Source organism: Amycolatopsis jejuensis (assembly GCF_000717335.1).
In the GTDB taxonomy this organism is placed as follows: Bacteria; Actinomycetota; Actinomycetes; order Mycobacteriales; family Pseudonocardiaceae; genus Amycolatopsis; species Amycolatopsis jejuensis.
Genome location: NZ_JNYZ01000010.1, coordinates 225,064 through 240,995, shown reverse-complemented (window position 1 = coordinate 240,995; position 15,932 = coordinate 225,064). Strand labels below are relative to the sequence as shown.

General features: G+C 69.8%; 15 protein-coding genes. 11 read left to right on the top strand and 4 right to left on the bottom strand.

The annotated features are described in order from the left end of the window. The first annotated feature begins 37 nt into the window (after window positions 1–37). Window positions 38–973: a zinc-dependent alcohol dehydrogenase gene (locus OO71_RS14770; protein ID WP_033290308.1), complete on the top strand. Its 936-nt coding sequence runs from the start codon at window positions 38–40 to the stop codon at window positions 971–973. A gap of 2 nt (window positions 974–975) precedes the next feature. Here OO71_RS14770 and OO71_RS14765 read toward each other — a convergent pair whose 3' ends face one another. After that, window positions 976–1,761 carry an IclR family transcriptional regulator gene (locus OO71_RS14765; protein WP_033290307.1) on the bottom strand — a complete coding sequence of 262 codons (786 nt, stop codon included), beginning with the start codon at window positions 1,759–1,761 and terminating at the stop codon, window positions 976–978. Window positions 1,762–1,930: 169 nt separating this feature from the next. On the opposite strand from OO71_RS14765, the gene hutH reads away from it, so the two are divergent. The 7 genes from hutH (at window position 1,931) to OO71_RS14730 (ending at window position 10,958) form a co-directional block, all read left to right on the top strand. Next, complete coding sequence (gene hutH / locus OO71_RS14760; RefSeq protein WP_033290306.1) at window positions 1,931–3,460, top strand: histidine ammonia-lyase; 1,530 nt, start codon at window positions 1,931–1,933, stop codon at window positions 3,458–3,460. After that, a complete protein-coding gene (hutU, locus tag OO71_RS14755) occupies window positions 3,457–5,115 on the top strand; it encodes a urocanate hydratase (protein WP_033290305.1) in 1,659 nt (552 codons plus the stop codon). Before hutH ends, hutU begins: the two co-directional genes overlap by 4 nt. After that, on the top strand, window positions 5,112–6,308 hold the full coding sequence (locus OO71_RS14750) for an allantoate amidohydrolase (protein ID WP_033290304.1): 1,197 nt from the start codon (window positions 5,112–5,114) through the stop codon (window positions 6,306–6,308). The genes hutU and OO71_RS14750 overlap by 4 nt, the downstream gene beginning before the upstream one ends. After that, window positions 6,305–7,609, top strand: a complete 1,305-nt coding sequence (locus OO71_RS14745) for a formimidoylglutamate deiminase (protein ID WP_033290303.1) — start codon at window positions 6,305–6,307, stop codon at window positions 7,607–7,609. Before OO71_RS14750 ends, OO71_RS14745 begins: the two co-directional genes overlap by 4 nt. Beyond that, complete coding sequence (hutI, locus tag OO71_RS14740) at window positions 7,597–8,742, top strand: imidazolonepropionase (protein WP_033290302.1); 1,146 nt, start codon at window positions 7,597–7,599, stop codon at window positions 8,740–8,742. Before OO71_RS14745 ends, hutI begins: the two co-directional genes overlap by 13 nt. Window positions 8,743–9,410: 668 nt before the next feature. After that, on the top strand, window positions 9,411–10,724 hold the full coding sequence (locus OO71_RS14735; RefSeq protein ID WP_245633670.1) for an inorganic phosphate transporter: 1,314 nt from the start codon (window positions 9,411–9,413) through the stop codon (window positions 10,722–10,724). Window positions 10,725–10,736: 12 nt separating this feature from the next. Next, window positions 10,737–10,958 carry a hypothetical protein gene (locus OO71_RS14730; protein ID WP_033290301.1) on the top strand — a complete coding sequence of 74 codons (222 nt, stop codon included), beginning with the start codon at window positions 10,737–10,739 and terminating at the stop codon, window positions 10,956–10,958. Here OO71_RS14730 and OO71_RS14725 read toward each other — a convergent pair. Further along, complete coding sequence (locus tag OO71_RS14725) at window positions 10,940–11,668, bottom strand: hypothetical protein (RefSeq protein WP_033290300.1); 729 nt, start codon at window positions 11,666–11,668, stop codon at window positions 10,940–10,942. The genes OO71_RS14730 and OO71_RS14725 overlap by 19 nt on opposite strands. Further along, window positions 11,665–11,874 carry a hypothetical protein gene (locus OO71_RS14720; protein WP_033290299.1) on the bottom strand — a complete coding sequence of 70 codons (210 nt, stop codon included), beginning with the start codon at window positions 11,872–11,874 and terminating at the stop codon, window positions 11,665–11,667. Before OO71_RS14720 ends, OO71_RS14725 begins: the two co-directional genes overlap by 4 nt. An 81-nt stretch (window positions 11,875–11,955) precedes the next feature. Here OO71_RS14720 and OO71_RS14715 point away from each other — a divergent pair, with 81 nt between their 5' ends. Together OO71_RS14715 and OO71_RS14710 are read left to right on the top strand one after the other, a co-directional pair. Beyond that, window positions 11,956–13,503, top strand: coding sequence for a sensor histidine kinase (locus OO71_RS14715; RefSeq protein WP_033290298.1), 1,548 nt, complete (start codon window positions 11,956–11,958; stop codon window positions 13,501–13,503). After that, window positions 13,500–14,147 (top strand): response regulator, encoded by a 648-nt coding sequence (locus tag OO71_RS14710; RefSeq protein WP_033290297.1) that lies wholly within the window; start codon window positions 13,500–13,502, stop codon window positions 14,145–14,147. Before OO71_RS14715 ends, OO71_RS14710 begins: the two co-directional genes overlap by 4 nt. Before the next feature lie 31 nt (window positions 14,148–14,178). Here the strand turns inward: OO71_RS14710 and OO71_RS14705 are convergent, their stop codons facing one another. After that, window positions 14,179–15,318 carry an FAD-dependent monooxygenase gene (locus OO71_RS14705; protein ID WP_084144946.1) on the bottom strand — a complete coding sequence of 380 codons (1,140 nt, stop codon included), beginning with the start codon at window positions 15,316–15,318 and terminating at the stop codon, window positions 14,179–14,181. Window positions 15,319–15,427: 109 nt separating this feature from the next. Here OO71_RS14705 and OO71_RS52175 point away from each other — a divergent pair, with 109 nt between their 5' ends. After that, window positions 15,428–15,922, top strand: coding sequence for a TetR/AcrR family transcriptional regulator (locus OO71_RS52175; protein WP_051791572.1), 495 nt, complete (start codon window positions 15,428–15,430; stop codon window positions 15,920–15,922). Window positions 15,923–15,932: the final 10 nt, after the last annotated feature.

The following is a 15,932-nucleotide window of genomic DNA, read 5'->3' as shown; positions in this document are numbered from 1 at the left end:
AAGCTGAGGTCGAACCAATCGGACACAGGGAGAGTACGTGCAGGCAGTCGTGAACACCGACGAGGGAATCCGGACCGTGCAGGTCGGCGAACCGGACGGGGAGGGCGTACGGATTTCGGTCGCGTCCGCCGGGATCTGCGGCACGGACGTGCTGTTCGCCGGAATCGGTCTGACCGGATTCGTGTATGGCCACGAGTTCGCCGGACTGGATGAGATGGGCCAAGGCTACTTCATCGAACCGACAATTTACGGCGCGACCTGCGACGAATGCCGGGCAGGCAATCCGCAGCGGTGCACTGAAGACGGCCACGGGAACCTGGGGATCTTCACCGACGGCGGGATGACCGAGCGCATCGTGGTGCCCTCTTACACCCTTCTGCCGCTGCCGCCGCAACTGCCGGTCCGCGACGCCTGCCTGATCGAGCCGGGTGCGGTCGCGTGGCACGCGGTCCGGCGCGCACAGGTGCGCGAGGGGGAGCGGGTGCTCGTGATCGGCGGTGGTTCGATCGGCTTGCTGGCCGCCGCTGCCGCGCGCCACCAGGGGATCGACGTCGACCTGGAGGCACGGCATCCCGCGCAGCTGGCGGCGGCCGAGCGGCTCGGATTCGGCCGGCCGAGCGGGGCGTATGACGTGGTCATCGATGCCGCCGGGAGCGCGACCAGTCTCGATCGGGCCGCGGAAGTTGCCCGGCCGGGCGCTCGGATCGTGTCGCTGGGCGTCTACCTGGAGCGGATGCCGGTACCGGGCAGCGCGGTGAGCCAGGTCAAGGAGCTGACGTACGTGAACAGCGTCGCGTATGGCCGGTACCAAGGGGTCCGCGAGGTCGAGGAGGTGGCCGGAATGCTGGCCGGAAACCCGGAGCTGGCACGGACGATCATCACGCACCGGTACCCGATCGCGGACGCGCGGGAAGCGTTCCGCGTCGCGGGCGACCGGGCGTCCGGGGCGATCAAGGTGGTCCTCGAACCCTGACCTCACGCCGGTCGCGTGCCACCGATGTGGGTGGTGAGCGTGGCCGCGGTCGCGGCGACGGCTTCTGCCAGGTCAGGGAAGGTTTCCTGGCAGGGGCCGTCGTCGGGGCAGAGGTGGCGCAGGGTCACGCTGATCGCGGCCATCGGGCGGGCGCCGTGGTCGAAAACCGGCGCCGCCACGGACGCAAAACCGGCCGTGACGTGGCCGTCTTCCACCGACCAGCCTCTTCGTTGTTCGGCGGCGAGCGTGCGGCGGAGGGCGGACAGGGAGTCGGGACCGCGCTCGGTGCGCAGCACGAACGACGTCGAGGCCGGGAACAGGGCGCGGACGTGCGCGGCGGGCAGATGTTGCAGCATTGCCCGTCCCGACGCCGTCAGGTGCGCGGGCAAGCGGACGCCGACGTCGGTGACCAGCGTTTCCGGGCGGGCCGGGCGTTCCTTGATCAGGTACAGCGATTCGTTGCCGTGCAGGATGCCCAGGTGCGCGGTGTGGCCGACGCGGTCGACGAGCTTGCGCAGGAGTGGCCCGGCCAGTCGCTCCAGCGGGTCGTGCCGCAGGTAGGCCGAGCCGAGTTCGAACGCGGCGATGCCGAGGCCGTAGCGCCGTTCGGACGGCAGATGCGTCACGAAACCTGCCGCGGTCAGCTCGTTGAGCAGGTGATACGTCGTGGAGCGCGGCAGTGCGAGGTCGCGGGCGATGGCTGCGGCAGACACCGGACCGGCGTGCCCGGCGAGCAGCCGCAGCATGGCGAGGCCGTTGCGCAGCGCGGGGACGTCGGAACTGCTCACGTCGGGTCCTTCCGGGTGGAGCGAAGGGGACCCTCGCACCATCCGAAAGCGGAGCGAAGGGGACTCTCGCTCCGGGCGCCGAGGCTCCCGCCACGTATTGTCTTGGATACCAGACACTACCCGGAAACCCGCCCTGTCGCCGGGGCTTGCCGGAGGGTGCAATGGCGGCATGCCGGAATCAGTCCTTCTGAGCTCGCAGCCGATGACCGCGGCAGAGGTCGTCGACGTCGTCCGCGGACACGCGCACGTCGGGCTCGCCGAAGCGGTCGAGAAGAACCTCACCGCCACCCGCCAGCACATCGAGAAGCTGGCCGACGCTACGTCGCCGACCTATGGCGTCTCCACGGGCTTCGGCGCGCTCGCCACGCGCCACATCCCCGTGGAGAGCCGCACTGCGCTGCAACGCAGCCTGATCCGTTCGCACGCCGCGGGCGCCGGGCCAGCGGTGGAGCCGGAAGTGGTGCGGGCGTTGATGGTGCTGCGCTTGCGCACGCTGGCCAGCGGGTACACCGGCGTGCGCCCGCAAACGGCGCAAACGCTTGCGGCGCTGCTCAATGCCGGTATCACGCCGATCGTCCACGAGTACGGTTCGCTCGGGTGTTCCGGCGATCTTGCTCCGCTGGCGGCCGTCGCGCTGGCGTTGATGGGTGAGGGCGAGGTCGTGCACGAGGGAGTGCAGAAACCGGCTGCGGATGCGTTGCGTGCGGCCGGGATCACGCCGATCGTGCTGGCCGAGAAGGAGGGGCTGGCGCTCACCAACGGCACCGACGGGATGCTCGGCATGCTCCTGCTCGCTGCAGTCGATCTGCATCGGTTGCTGGACATCGCGGACCTCACGGCGGCGATGAGCGTCGAGGCATTGCTGGGTACTGATCGGGCTTTTGCTGCCGATCTGCAGGCGTTACGGCCGCATCCGGGCCAGGCGACCAGTGCCGCACGGATGTTCGCGGCGTTGCAGGGTTCGAAAATCGTGGAAAGCCACCGTGGTCCGGATTGCAACCGGGTACAGGACGCGTACTCGCTGCGCTGCGCACCGCAGGTACACGGGGCGGCGCGGGACACGCTGGCGCATGCGGAACTGGTCGCGGACCGGGAACTTCGGTCCGCGGTGGACAATCCGGTGGTGTTGGCTGACGGCCGGGTGGAGTCGAACGGGAACTTCCACGGCGCGCCGGTCGCGTATGTGCTCGATTTCCTGGCCATCCCGGTCGCCGACGTCGCGAGCATCGCCGAACGGCGCACCGACCGCATGCTCGACCAGGCTCGGTCGCACGGGCTGCCGCCGTTCCTCGCGAACGACCCGGGGGTCGATTCCGGGCACATGATCGCGCAGTACACACAAGCTGCGGTGGTGAGCGAGCTGAAGCGGCTGGCCGTGCCGGCGTCGGTGGATTCGATCCCGAGCAGCGCCATGCAGGAGGACCACGTGTCGATGGGCTGGTCGGCCGCGCGAAAGCTGCGCAAGGCGGTCGACGGGCTCACCACCGTGCTCGCGGTCGAACTGCTCACCGCCGCCCGTGCGCTCGACATGCGGGCGCCGCTCGCGCCGTCGCCGGTCACCGGACGCGTGCGGGATCTGTTGCGTACCAAGGTTCCCGGCCCGGGGCCGGACCGTCATCTGGCGCCGGAGATCGCGGCCGCCGAAGAACTCGTGCGGTCGGGCGCTGTCCTGGCCGCGGCCGAACTGGAGGTTCGATGAGCACCGCCCGCACCGTCCGCGCCGCCCGGGGTACCACGCTCACCGCGAAGAGCTGGCAGACCGAGGCCGCGCTGCGGATGTTCCACAACAACCTCGACCCCGAGGTCGCCGAGCGGCCCGACGACCTGGTGGTCTACGGCGGGACCGGCCGGGCCGCGCGCAACTGGGCGAGCTTCGACGCGATCACCCGCGAACTGACCACTTTGGACCTGGACGAGACGCTGCTGGTGCAGTCCGGCAAGCCGGTCGGCGTGTTCCGCACGCACGAGTGGGCGCCACGGGTGCTGATCGCGAACTCGAACCTGGTGGGCGATTGGGCAACCTGGCCGGAGTTCCGCCGGCTGGAGCAGCAGGGCCTCACCATGTACGGCCAGATGACGGCCGGGTCATGGATCTACATCGGCACGCAGGGCATTTTGCAGGGTACGTACGAAACGTTCGCCGCGGTGGCGAAGAAGCGTTTCGGCGGCACGCTGCGCGGCACGCTCACGGTCACCGCCGGGCTGGGCGGGATGGGTGGTGCGCAGCCGCTGGCCGTCACGATGAACGACGGCGTGGCGCTCGTGGTGGAGTGCGATCCGCAGCGAGCGCACCGGCGGGTCGAAACGCGGTACCTCGACGAGGTGGCCGACGACCTCGACGACGCGATCAACCGCGTCACATCGGCGAAGAAGGAGCGGCGGGCGCTTTCTGTTGCGGTGGTGGGAAATGCCGCCGAGGTGTTGCCGGAGTTGCTGCGTCGCGGAGTCGAGGTGGACATCGTCACGGATCAGACGTCGGCGCACGATCCGCTGTCGTATCTGCCGAAGGGCGTCAGTGTGGACGACTGGCCCGACTACGCGGCCAAGAAGCCGGACGAGTTCACCGACCGCGCGCGGGACTCGATGGCCGACCACGTGGACGCCATGCTCGGGTTCCTCGACCGCGGCGCCGAGGTGTTCGACTACGGCAACTCCCTGCGTGGTGAGGCAAAACTCGGCGGCTGCGAGCGCGCGTTCGACTTCCCCGGATTCGTGCCCGCTTACATCCGGCCGCTGTTCTGCGAGGGCAACGGGCCGTTCCGCTGGGCCGCGCTGTCCGGGGACTCCGACGACATCGCAGCCACCGACCGCGCGATGCTCGAGCTGTTCCCGGAGAACGAGTCGCTCGCCCGCTGGATCCGGCTGGCCGGGGAGCGGGTCGCATTCCAGGGGCTGCCCGCCCGGATCTGCTGGCTGGGTTACGGCGAACGGCATCTGGCCGGGCTGCGGTTCAACGAGATGGTGGCCAGCGGAGAGCTGAAGGCGCCGGTGGTGATCGGCCGTGACCACCTCGACTCGGGCAGCGTGGCCTCGCCCTATCGCGAGACCGAGGGAATGGCCGACGGGTCGGACGCGATCGCGGACTGGCCGTTGCTGAACGCGCTGGTCAACACGTCGTCCGGGGCGAGCTGGGTGTCGATCCATCACGGTGGCGGCGTCGGCATGGGCCGGTCGATCCATGCGGGTCAGGTGTCGGTCGCGGATGGCACGCCACTGGCCGCGCAGAAGCTCGAACGGGTGCTCACGAACGACCCGGGCATGGGCGTGATCCGGCACGTCGATGCCGGTTACGACCGGGCGGCCGAGGTCGCCGACGAGCGCGGGGTACGGATTCCGATGCGGGAGCAGGCATGACCGCATCCGGGTTGCTCGGCGAGATCGCCGACGTCGGCCGCGACGCGCGGCGCGGTGGGTACTCGCGGCACGCGTTCGACTCGCCGGAGCACGACCTGCGTACCTGGTTCGTCGAACGCGCGCAGCAGCTGGGCCTCGACGTCGAGACCGATCGCAACGGCAATCTGTGGGCATGGTGGGGCGCGCCCGGTCCGGACGCCTTGGTGACCGGCAGTCATCTGGACTCGGTACCGGGCGGTGGTGCCTTTGACGGGCCGCTCGGGGTCGTCAGCGCGCTGGCTGCGGTGGAAGCATTGCAGGTCAAGGGCTTTCGGCCGGGAAGGCCGTTCGCCGTGGTGGTGTTCGCCGAGGAGGAGGGCGGCCGGTTCGGGGTACCGTGCCTCGGCTCGCGGCTGCTCACCGGGACGATCGATGCCGGCCGGGCTCGCGGGTTGCGTGATCCGGACGGGGTCACGTTCGCCGAGGCGGCGGCGAAGGCCGGGCTGGACGTCGAGCGGGCCGGTGCGGATCCGGAGCGGCTGGGGTTGATCGGGCAGTTCCTGGAGCTGCACGTCGAGCAAGGGCGAGGGCTGATCGACCTCGGGTCGCCGGTGGCCGTGGGCAACACCGTGATCGCGCATGGCCGGTGGCGGTTTTCGTTCGCTGGACAGGGCAATCACGCCGGTGCCACATTGCTGGCGGATCGGGTCGATCCGATGTTGCCTGCTGCGGAGACGGTACTGGCGGTACGGCGGCAGGCACGGACGCGGCCGGATGCGCGGGCGACCGTCGGCAGGCTGGTGCCCACACCAGGTGGTACCAACGTGATTGCGTCCACTGTGGACCTTTGGCTGGATGCCCGCGTACCCGGTACTTCGACGCCGGAGCTGGTCGAGGAGATCACGCGGGCAGCGCGGCAGGCGGCCGAGGAGGAGGGGTGCACGCTGGCGGTCACGCGTGAGTCGTACTCCGACGACGTGGTGTTCGACGAGGCGTTGCGGCGGTCGCTGGGGGAGTGGCTCGGCAGTCCGCCCGAGCTGCCCACCGGCGCCGGGCACGACGCGGCGATTCTGGCCGGATTCGTGCCGTGCGGAATGCTTTACGTGCGAAATCCGACGGGAATCAGTCATGCGCCGGAGGAATTCGCCGAGGTCGACGACGTCGAGGCTGGTGCCCGCGCGCTCGCCGACGTGCTGGAGCGGCTCGCGAAATGACCACGTACTGGTGCGAACGGGCTTGGCTGCCCGGCGGGATCGCGGAGGCGGTCCGGATCGAGGTGCTCGACGGCCGGATCGGCTCGGTGACCCTTGGGGCGGAGCGAGCCGGGACCGTCCTCAACGGACTTACGCTGCCCGGGTTCGCCAACGGGCATTCGCACGCGTTCCATCGCGCGCTGCGTGGCCGGACGCACCACGGGCGGGGCACGTTCTGGACCTGGCGGGAGCGGATGTACTCGCTGGCTGCGAGGCTCGATCCCGACGCGTACTACCGGCTCGCGCGGGGCGTGTATGCGGAAATGGTATTGGCCGGGTACACGGGCGTCGCCGAATTCCACTACCTGCACCATGGGCCGGGCGGCGCGCCGTACGCGTCGCCCAACGCAATGGGCGATGCGCTGCGGAAAGCCGCCCGTGACGCCGGGATTCGGCTGACGCTGCTCGACACCTGTTATCTCGCGGGCGGAATCGGCCAGCCACCGGACGAGGTACAGCAGCGGTTTTCCGATGGTTCCGCCGAAAGGTGGGCGGAACGGGTCGCGTTGCTGAAGGAGGACGAGTTGTTCCGCGTCGGCGGGGCGATTCACTCGGTGCGTGCGGTGCCGGAGCACGAGCTGCCGGAGGTCGGCAACGCGGTGCCGCGAGACCGTCCGCTGCACATCCACCTGTCGGAGCAGCGGGCGGAAAACGAGCAGTGCGAAGCGGCCTACGGCTGGACACCCACCGGGATGCTGTGGGACTACGGCCTGCTCGACGAGCGGCTCACCGCGGTCCATGCCACCCATCTCACGACGCAAGACATCAAGTGGCTGGGCGAATCCCGGGCGGGCGCGTGTTTCTGCCCGACCACCGAACGGGACCTCGGCGACGGCATCGGCCCGGCACGGAGCCTGCTCGACGAGGGGGTCCGGCTCGGCGTCGGGAGCGACAGCAACGCGGTGGTCGACGCGTTCGAGGAAACCCGAGCGCTCGAACTCGACGAGCGGCTGGCCAGCGAGGAACGCGGCCGGTTCACCGCGGACGAGCTGCTCGCCGCCGGGACCGACCACGTCGCCGCGGGCTGGCCGGAGAACGGCGCAATTGCGGTTGGTGCCGGGGCTGATCTCGTGACCGTCGCGCTGGGCACCGTGCGGACCGCCGGAATCGAACCGTCGGGAGTGTTGTTCGCGGCAACGGCGGCCGACGTCCGGACGGTCGTGGTGGCAGGCCGCGAAGTGGTGCGCGATGGGGTGCACGTGCTGATCGAACGACCGGAGACCGTACTGGCCAAGGAGATCGAGGCGCTGTGGCAATTCTGATCACCGGAATCGGCGAGCTCACCACGAACGACCCGGAGCTCGGCAAGCTGCGCAACGCCGCATTGGTGCTGGACGGTGACACGGTCGCGTGGGTCGGTCCGGCCGCGCAGGCGCCGGATGCCGACGAGCGCGTGGACGTCGAGGGCCGGGCGGTGCTGCCGGGCTGGGTCGACAGCCACACGCACCTCGTGTTCGCAGGCGACCGTACGGCCGAGTTCGAAGCACGGATGGCCGGACAGGCTTACGCCGCAGGCGGAATCGCCGTCACCGTCGAGGCAACGCGGGCCGCGTCGGACGACCAGCTTTTGGCGAATCTTTGTCGACATGTCGAGGAAGCGACCGCGCAGGGAACCACCTGCCTGGAAACGAAAACCGGGTACGGCCTGACGGTCGCCGACGAGGCCCGCTCGGCCCGGATCGCCGCGACGGTTGCCGACGAGGTGACGTTCCTCGGTGCGCACCTCGTGCCGCCAGGCGCCGACGCCGAGTCCTATGTGGACCTCGTGTGCGGGAAGATGCTGGACGCAGTCGCGCCGCACGTCCGGTGGGCGGACGTGTTCTGCGAGACCGGCGCATTCGACGAGGCCCAGTCGGCGCGGGTGCTCAAGGCCGCCGCGCAACGGGGTCTCGGGCTTCGGGTGCACGGCAACCAGCTCGGTGAGGGCCCGGGTGTCCAGCTGGCAGTGGAGCTGGATGCAGCGAGCGTCGACCACTGCACGTACCTGAGCGATGCAGACGTCGAGGCACTCGCGTCGTCCAGCACGGTCGCAACGGTGCTCCCCGCGTGCGATTTGTCGACCCGCCACCCCCTAGCCCCGGCGCGACGCTTGCTCGACGCAGGCGCGACGGTCGCGGTGGCAAGCAACGCAAACCCAGGCAGCTCGTACACGACGTCGATGGCCTTTTGCGTGACGACGGCAGTACTGCAAATGCGAATGACCATCGACGAGGCCGTATGGTCCGCAACCGCAGGCGGCGCCCAAGCCCTCCGCCGAGGCGACGTGGGTTACCTGCGCCCAGGCGCCCGCGCCGACGTGCACGTCCTGGCCGCCCCATCGACGACCCACCTCGCGTACCGCCCAGGGGTACCGCTGACCCACGCAGTGTGGCGGAAGGGAGTGCGGATGAGGTAATCCGCAGCCGGGACGCCGGGTGACGGGGTTTCCGGGTCTGCGGGAGTGTTGCCGGGCTGGTTCCGCGTGACGTGCGGTTTCGGTGGCCGGTGCGGCGAGTGTGGCTGGGCTGGTTCTGCGTGACGTGCGGTGTTTTCGGGCGCCCGGTGCGGCGAGCGTCGCTGGGCTGGTCCGCGGGAGGTTCGGGGTTTCGGGCGGTGCGTTGTGTGTTGCCGGGCCGGTTCGCGAGGTTCGGCGGTGTCGGGTGCTGCGCCGAACGTTGCTAGCTGCTCCGCGGGGCAGGTGCCCCATCGAGTGTTGCCAGGCCGGTCTTCGGGCGGCTCGGCAGTTCCGGTTCCGGTGCCGCGCCGACCGCCGTCAGCCGACTCCCGCGAAGCCGAACCGGCAGTGCCGACCCGGCCGTGTCGATCCCGCCAAGCCCAATCCCGCCAAGCCCAATCCCGCCGTGCCGGTCTCGCCATGCCGATCCTGCCTGGCAGTCACGCCTTCACCGGACCGGCGGATCCCGGCCGGTTGCCGACCGGCAGGTGAACAGCCGGAGACCCGCTCATTTGCGCGCGCCGGTTCATGCAGAGTTCAACCACTCGCCACTCGTCGAGGGATCTGGGTGTCTGGGGCTGATCGGTAGCGTCAGGAGCTGCAGGACACTCCGGACTGGAGACGCGGGCATGGACTTTTCTCTGATCGTCCTGGTGGTGATCGTCGCGGCGCTGGCGTTCGACTTCACCAACGGGTTCCACGACACGGCGAATGCGATGGCCACCTCGATTGCCACCGGGGCGCTCAAGCCGCGGGTTGCGGTGGCGATCTCGGCGGTCCTGAATCTCGTCGGGGCGTTTCTCTCGATCGAGGTCGCCAAGACGATTTCCGGTGGCATCGTCGACGACGCCAAAGTCACGCCGGTGGTGATTTTCGCCGGGTTGATCGGGGCGATCGTCTGGAATTTGGTGACGTGGCTCGTCGGGTTGCCGTCCAGTTCTTCGCATGCGCTGTTCGGTGGGTTGATCGGCGCGACCTGGATTGCGTCCGGTGCGGACGCCGTGCACTTCGCGAAGGTCGTGGAAAAAGTGCTGATTCCGGCGCTGGCCTCGCCGGTGGTGGCGGGAATCGTTGCGCTCGTCGGGACTTTTCTCACTTACCGGATCACCGCGCGGGCGCGCCAGGACGTCGTCGGCAAGGGGTTCAAGACCGGGCAGGTCCTTTCGGCCAGCCTGGTTTCCCTCGCGCACGGCACCAACGACGCACAGAAGACCATGGGCGTCATCACGCTCACCCTGATCGCCGGCGGCACGCTCGCTCCCGGCTCGAACCCGCCGCTCTGGGTCATCCTCGCTTCCGGGGCGGCAATTGCGCTCGGCACGTACTTCGGCGGGTGGCGGATCATCCAGACGATGGGCAAGAAGCTCACGGAAATCCAGACGCCGCAAGGGTTCGCGGCCGAGACGAGCTCCGCGGCGGTCATTCTGGCCTCGTCGCACCTCGGGTTCGCGCTGTCCACCACGCACGTCACGTCGGGTGGCATCATCGGGTCCGGGCTGGGCCGCAAGCTCGCCGAGGTCCGCTGGGGCGTCGCGGGCAAGATGGTGATCGCCTGGGCGCTGACGCTGCCCGCCGCGGCGATCGTCGGCGCCGTCGCTGCCGCGGTGTCCACCCGGGGCAGCTGGGGCACGATATCCGGCGTGAGTATCGGTTGGGCGGGTTTGAGGGAATCCGGCGTGAGTATCGGTTGGGCGGGTTTGAGGGAATCCGGCGTGAGTATCGGTTGGGCGGGTTTGAGGGAATCCGGCGTGAGTATCGATCGGGCGGGTTTGAGGGAACGCGGCGTGAGTATCGGTTGGGCCGGTCTGAAGGAAGACGGCGTGAGCATCAACCGGGCCGGTCTGAAAGAACGCGGCGCCCGCATCAACCCGGACAGCCGAAAAGCTCGCAGCGTGCGCATCAACCGAGCAGCACACAGCGTGGACCGCAACCGGACAGCCTGAAGGAGCAACCACGTGAACATCAACTGGAGCGGCCTCGGCATCGTGTTCGTCGTTGCGCTCGCCGCGGCCGTCGTGCTCACTGGGCTGTTCGCGTACGGTGTGCGCGGCCTGTCCGAGCGCGTCACCGCCCGCGCGAACGGTGGGACCGGCACGATGCAGCTCACCGGCGCCGTCGTGTGTTTTGCCGTCTGTGCTGCCGTGATCGGGTACGGGATCTACCTGATCATGGCCTGAACGCGGGCTCGCAGACCGTCTGGCAGCTCGTCCAGCAGCGGCCGAACTGCAGCGCGGCGGGCTTCACCAAGGTGCGCCAGCACGTCCAGCGCCGGTTCCCACAGCGACTCGTCCGCGGCGGCCGTGCGTACCAGGTCAGTCAGCCGTCCGTCGGCGAGTAAGCCGAGTACGTGGTCGGCACGGTCCTTGTCGTCCAGTACGTACGCGGTGTGCAGTAGACCGGCGTCGTCCAGCAGGCCGATGCAGCGGCGGACCGTGTCGTCCGGCAGGTGTCCGACGAACCGGCCCAGCGTGATCCAATCTTCCCGGCGCGTGAGTTCCTCGGCCACCGCCACGACTGTCGGCACTGGGATCCGCGTGATGATCGCCGTCGCGCGCCGCGGGTCGATTTCGGCTGCTACCGACGCGAGGAACTTCGGTGACAGCCGTTTCGCCACGTCGATTCCGCGGGACACGTCGACCAGCCCGGCGATCCGCGCGCACAGCAGCGGGCCGAACACCTTCTCCGCGATCTTCGCGACGATCGGCGCCGGAAGCAGTCTGCTCGCCAGCGCCATTCGTTCGAGCACGACGACGTTCGCGTCGAACAGCGTCGTGGTGACCTGTTCGCGCAGCAGCCGTACCTCGCCCTGGTCGACGTCGGCGAGGTAGCCGAGCCGCTCGGGGGCGACGTCGAGTACCCGGGCGAGCTTGAGGATCTCCGGGTTCACAGGCCGACCGCTTTCCGCACCGCGCCCCGCAGCAGGGCAGGTACGTATTTCAGGCTTTCCTCACCCGCGCGGGCGAGGGCTTGCGCCTGCCGGTGCCGGGCGTCTCGCAGTGCCGCCGCGAGGTCCTGTTTGTGCTGCTCAGGCAAGGTTTCGATGCCGTCCGGCAGCGGGCCGCCGAGCTGGTCGGCCAGAGTGCGCTCAGCCATGCCGCTCATCATGCACCCGCGGGGCTGACCTTGACTTTCGGCAGTGGTGACGACACGCGCGGCCCTTGTAGCGTCGACGGGATGAGGGAGGTGACCCGGCGCCGGTGGCGCGTGACGTTCGACGTGCTGCTCTGGGCGTTCCTGAGCGGCTGCGTCGCGCTCGACGCGCCACTCAACCCGCACCCATGGGAGCTCGTCTACGGCCTCGTCTCGGTGACGCTGGCGATGGTCACCGCTCGCGCGTACCCGGCGTTTTCGCTGGCAGTGGGGATGGCGACGGCGCTGGTCGTCGCGTTCGGCTGGGGCGGGCGGGTGGCCGTGTGGGAGTTCTTCCTCATGGTCGTGGTGTCCTACCTCGCCGGGCTGCGGCTGACCCGCGTGCGGGCGGTCGTGCTCAGCTTCTTCGTGTTTGCGGTCGGCGGGCTGCTCCTGTCGTTGCTGCTGCCTCCGGCCGGGTTCGACGCCTGGGGCGCGATGCTCGGCGTGCTCGCGTTCGCGGGCGTCGCGCCGTGTCTGCTCGGCCGGCACGTGCGGCTGCGGAAGGAACTCGCGCGCGCCGGATGGCGACGCGCCGGGGAGATGGAGAGCCGGCACCGGCTCGTCGCGCAGGAAGCGCGGCTGCGTGAACGCGCGCGGATCGCCAGCGACATGCACGATTCGCTGGGACACGAGCTCAGCCTCATCGCGGTGCGGGCCGCCGCGCTGGAGGTGGCCGGCGGACTCGATGACGATCAGCGCGAGGCCGCGGGTCAACTGCGCGCGGGCGCGGCGACAGCGACGGAACGGCTGCGCGAGATCATCGGCGTGCTGCGCGAGGACGCCGCGCCGGTCGAGCCGGTGCAGGGCGACCCGGGGGAGCTTGTCGACCGCGCGCGTGCTTCGGGGATCGAGATCGACGCGCGGCTTGACAGTCTCGACGGTGCCCCTCCGATGGTCGCGCGCGCCGTGTATCGCGTTGTGCAGGAAGCGCTCACCAACGCAGCGAAGCATGCGCCTGGTGCCGCGGTGTCGGTTACGGTCACGAGTACCGCCGAAGCGACCGACGTACGCGTACGCAACGCCGCGCCGCCCGCGGGTCCGCTGCCTGGTGCGTCGGGGCAACGTGGCTTGATCGGGTTGCGCGAGCGCGTACGGCTGGTTGGCGGAAGCTTGCAGGCGGAACCGTCTGGCGGTGGTTTCGAAGTGGCTGCGCGGCTGCCGCACGACGCAGCGCCCGCGCCGGAGCCGGACGACGAGGTGGTCGGGCAGGCGGCGCGGGAGCTCGAGCTCGCCCGCCGCAGCGTGCGGTGGAGTCTGGTACAGGCGATCGTGGTGCCGCTGTTGCTGTTCGGCGTGGTGCTCGGCGGCGCCGGGGTGACGTTCCTCGTGCAGTGGTCGACGTCCGAGCTGTCGCCGGAGGACTACGCGCGGATCACTGTCGGCACCCCGCGGGCCGATTTCGCCGCGCTGCTGCCCAAGCGGCAACGCAGCGCGCGGCCGTACCCGGAACCGCCGCAGCCGCCGGGGGCGACATGCGAGTACTACGGGACGGGACGGTCGTGGGTCGACGGGGAGTATGCCGCGTACCGGCTGTGCTTCGCCGATGGAAAGCTGGTCAGCAAGGACTTCTACAGTGAGGACACCCAGTGATCCGTGTGCTGCTCGCCGACGACGAAGCGATGATCCGGGCCGGGGTGGCCGCGATTCTGGGGTCGGACAAGGACATCGAGGTGGTCGCAGAGGCCGCGGACGGACGCGAGGCGATCGAGCTGGCGCGGGCGAACCGGCCGGACGTCGCGTTGCTCGACATCCGCATGCCCGGCCTCGACGGGCTGGCCGCAGCCGAGGAGATCCGGCGGCTGCTGCCGGACACCGGGGTGCTGATCCTGACGACCTTCGGCGAGGACGACTACATCGAACGCGCGCTGGCCCTCGGCGCGAGCGGATTCCTTCTGAAGGCAGGCGATCCGCGCGAGCTGCTGGCCGGAGTGCACGCGGTGGCGGACGGCGCGGCGTTTCTTTCGCCGAAGGTCGCGCACCGGGTGATCACCCGCTTGTCCGGCAGCAGGCTGAGCCGTGCCGCGACGGCTCGTTCGCGGGTGGACGCGCTGACCACGCGCGAGCGGGAAGTGCTGGCGCTGCTGGCCGAGGGACTGTCCAATGCGGACATTGCGGCTCGGATTTTTGTGGTGGAGGGCACGGTGAAGGCGCATGTGAGCACGATCTTGACCCGGCTGGACGCGCGGAATCGGGTGCAGGCGGCGATTACGGCGTATGAGGCTGGGCTGGTGTGAGGGGCGGCGGCTGATCGGGTGCGAGCGGCGGTTACGGCGTATGAGGCTGGGCTGGCGTGAGGACTGGGGGTTGCCAGCGGCTGATGCCCGACCCGACGCGCGTGGTGATGGTGGCCGGGAGGAGCCGGGTGAGCCCGGCGCGCAGAGTGACGGCGACCGGGTTGCGCAGCAGTGGTCCGCTGGCTCCGGCCTTGATTGATGCGCGGGCGACGTGCTGGCTGCGGGGGCGGCGTTCCGCGTCGTAACGGCGCAGCGCATTGTCCACTGTGGACTCGGTCGCAGCGGCGCTGGCCAGTACCACGGCGTCTTCCAAGGCCTGGCAGCCGCCTTGGCCGAGGAATGGGGGCATGGCGTGGGCGGCGTCGCCGAGGAGGGCGACGTGGCCGCGGACGTAGGTGGGTAGCGGGGTCGCCAGGTGGTGGGTGTCGTGGAGCAGGATTTCCTTCGTGGCGGCGATCAGTTGCGGGATCGGGGCGTGCCAGCTGGCGTACTTCGTGGCCAGGTATTCGCGGACGTCGTCGTGGCGGATTCCGGCCGGGCGGGCTTCGGAGACCCACCAGTACACCTGGTCGTCAGGCAGGGGGAGGACGCCGATTTCCGTTCCGGCGGCCCAGGTTGTGCTCAGTTGCGGAGTCGTCGGCAGCCGGGCGACGCCGCGGAAGGCGGCGCCGCCTGAGTAGGTGACTCGGGCGGATGGATACAACGACTGGCGGATCGGGCTGTTGATGCCGTCGGCGGCTACGACCAGGTCGGCTTCGAGTGAGCCGGAAGCGTGGTGTACCACGCCGTCCGGTTCGACGCTCGTCACCTCGACGCCGGTCTTGAGGCAGTCCGATGGCAATGCCGACCGCAGGGCATCGATGAGGTTTGCCCGGTGGATCGCGCCGAGGGGGAGGCCGTGGCGGCGCACGTATGCGTCGGCGTTCCAGCGGGCCAGGCGGCGGCCGCGCCAGTCGAGCAGGCCGCCGCCGTGCTGTGGTTCGATTCGGGCGGCTACACCCAGTGCGGTAAGGGCGCGTTGCGCGTTGGGCCACAACGAGATTCCTGCTCCGATGGCGATGAGTTCGGGGGCGCGTTCCAGCACGGTGACCTGCCAGCCGACGCGGTGCAGGCCGATTGCTGCGCCCAGACCGCCGATGCCGCCGCCGACCACTACTGCGTGCCGTGCCATTGCCGACCTCCTCTACTTTTGTAGAGGACTCTACACCGGTAGTGTCCTGGGGGTGGAACGCATTGCGGTCATTGGTGACGCGGCGCTCGAGGTGATCGCGGCCGAGGGGATGCGGGGGCTGACACATCGGGCGGTCGATCGGGCGGCCGGGTTGCCTGCGGGGTCGACGTCGTATTACGCGCGGACCCGGGTGGCGTTGCTGGAGCTGGCGGCGGATCGGATGGTCGAGCTTGACCAGGTGGCGGTGGCGCCGCCGGCGGGGCGGTTGGCGGAGTTTCTCGGTGGGGTGGTGCATGCGTCGATCACCCGTGGGCGGACGCGGATGCTGGCGCGGTACGAGTTCGCGCTCGAGGCCACCCGGCGGCCGGAGTTGCGGGGGCGGTATGACGCGGGTGGGGCCGAGCTTCGGCGTCGGTGCGCGGAAGTCCTTGCGGCGGCTGGGTCTTTGACGCCGGAGGCGGATACGCGGGTGGTGATCGGGTGGATCGAGGGGTCGATTTTCGACGCACTGGCCGGGACCGGGTCGGTACGGCCGCCTGATGAGGAGGAGCTGGTCCGGGGGGCTCGGGTTGTGTTGAGCGGGCTTGGGCTGGGTTCTGCCTGAGAGTTTCAGC

Bases quoted from the DNA above. Each gene is read 5' to 3' on its own strand.
- hutH (WP_033290306.1), top strand. From the start codon at position 1,931: ATGCCGGAATCAGTCCTTCTGAGCTCGCAGCCGATGACCGCGGCAGAG.
- hutU (WP_033290305.1), top strand. From the start codon at position 3,457: ATGAGCACCGCCCGCACCGTCCGCGCCGCCCGGGGTACCACGCTCACC.
- OO71_RS14750 (WP_033290304.1), top strand. From the start codon at position 5,112: ATGACCGCATCCGGGTTGCTCGGCGAGATCGCCGACGTCGGCCGCGAC.
- OO71_RS14745 (WP_033290303.1), top strand. From the start codon at position 6,305: ATGACCACGTACTGGTGCGAACGGGCTTGGCTGCCCGGCGGGATCGCG.
- OO71_RS14735 (WP_245633670.1), top strand. From the start codon at position 9,411: ATGGACTTTTCTCTGATCGTCCTGGTGGTGATCGTCGCGGCGCTGGCG.
- OO71_RS14720 (WP_033290299.1), bottom strand. From the start codon at position 11,874: ATGGCTGAGCGCACTCTGGCCGACCAGCTCGGCGGCCCGCTGCCGGAC.
- OO71_RS14715 (WP_033290298.1), top strand. From the start codon at position 11,956: ATGAGGGAGGTGACCCGGCGCCGGTGGCGCGTGACGTTCGACGTGCTG.
- OO71_RS14705 (WP_084144946.1), bottom strand. From the start codon at position 15,318: ATGGCACGGCACGCAGTAGTGGTCGGCGGCGGCATCGGCGGTCTGGGC.
- OO71_RS52175 (WP_051791572.1), top strand. From the start codon at position 15,428: ATGCGGGGGCTGACACATCGGGCGGTCGATCGGGCGGCCGGGTTGCCT.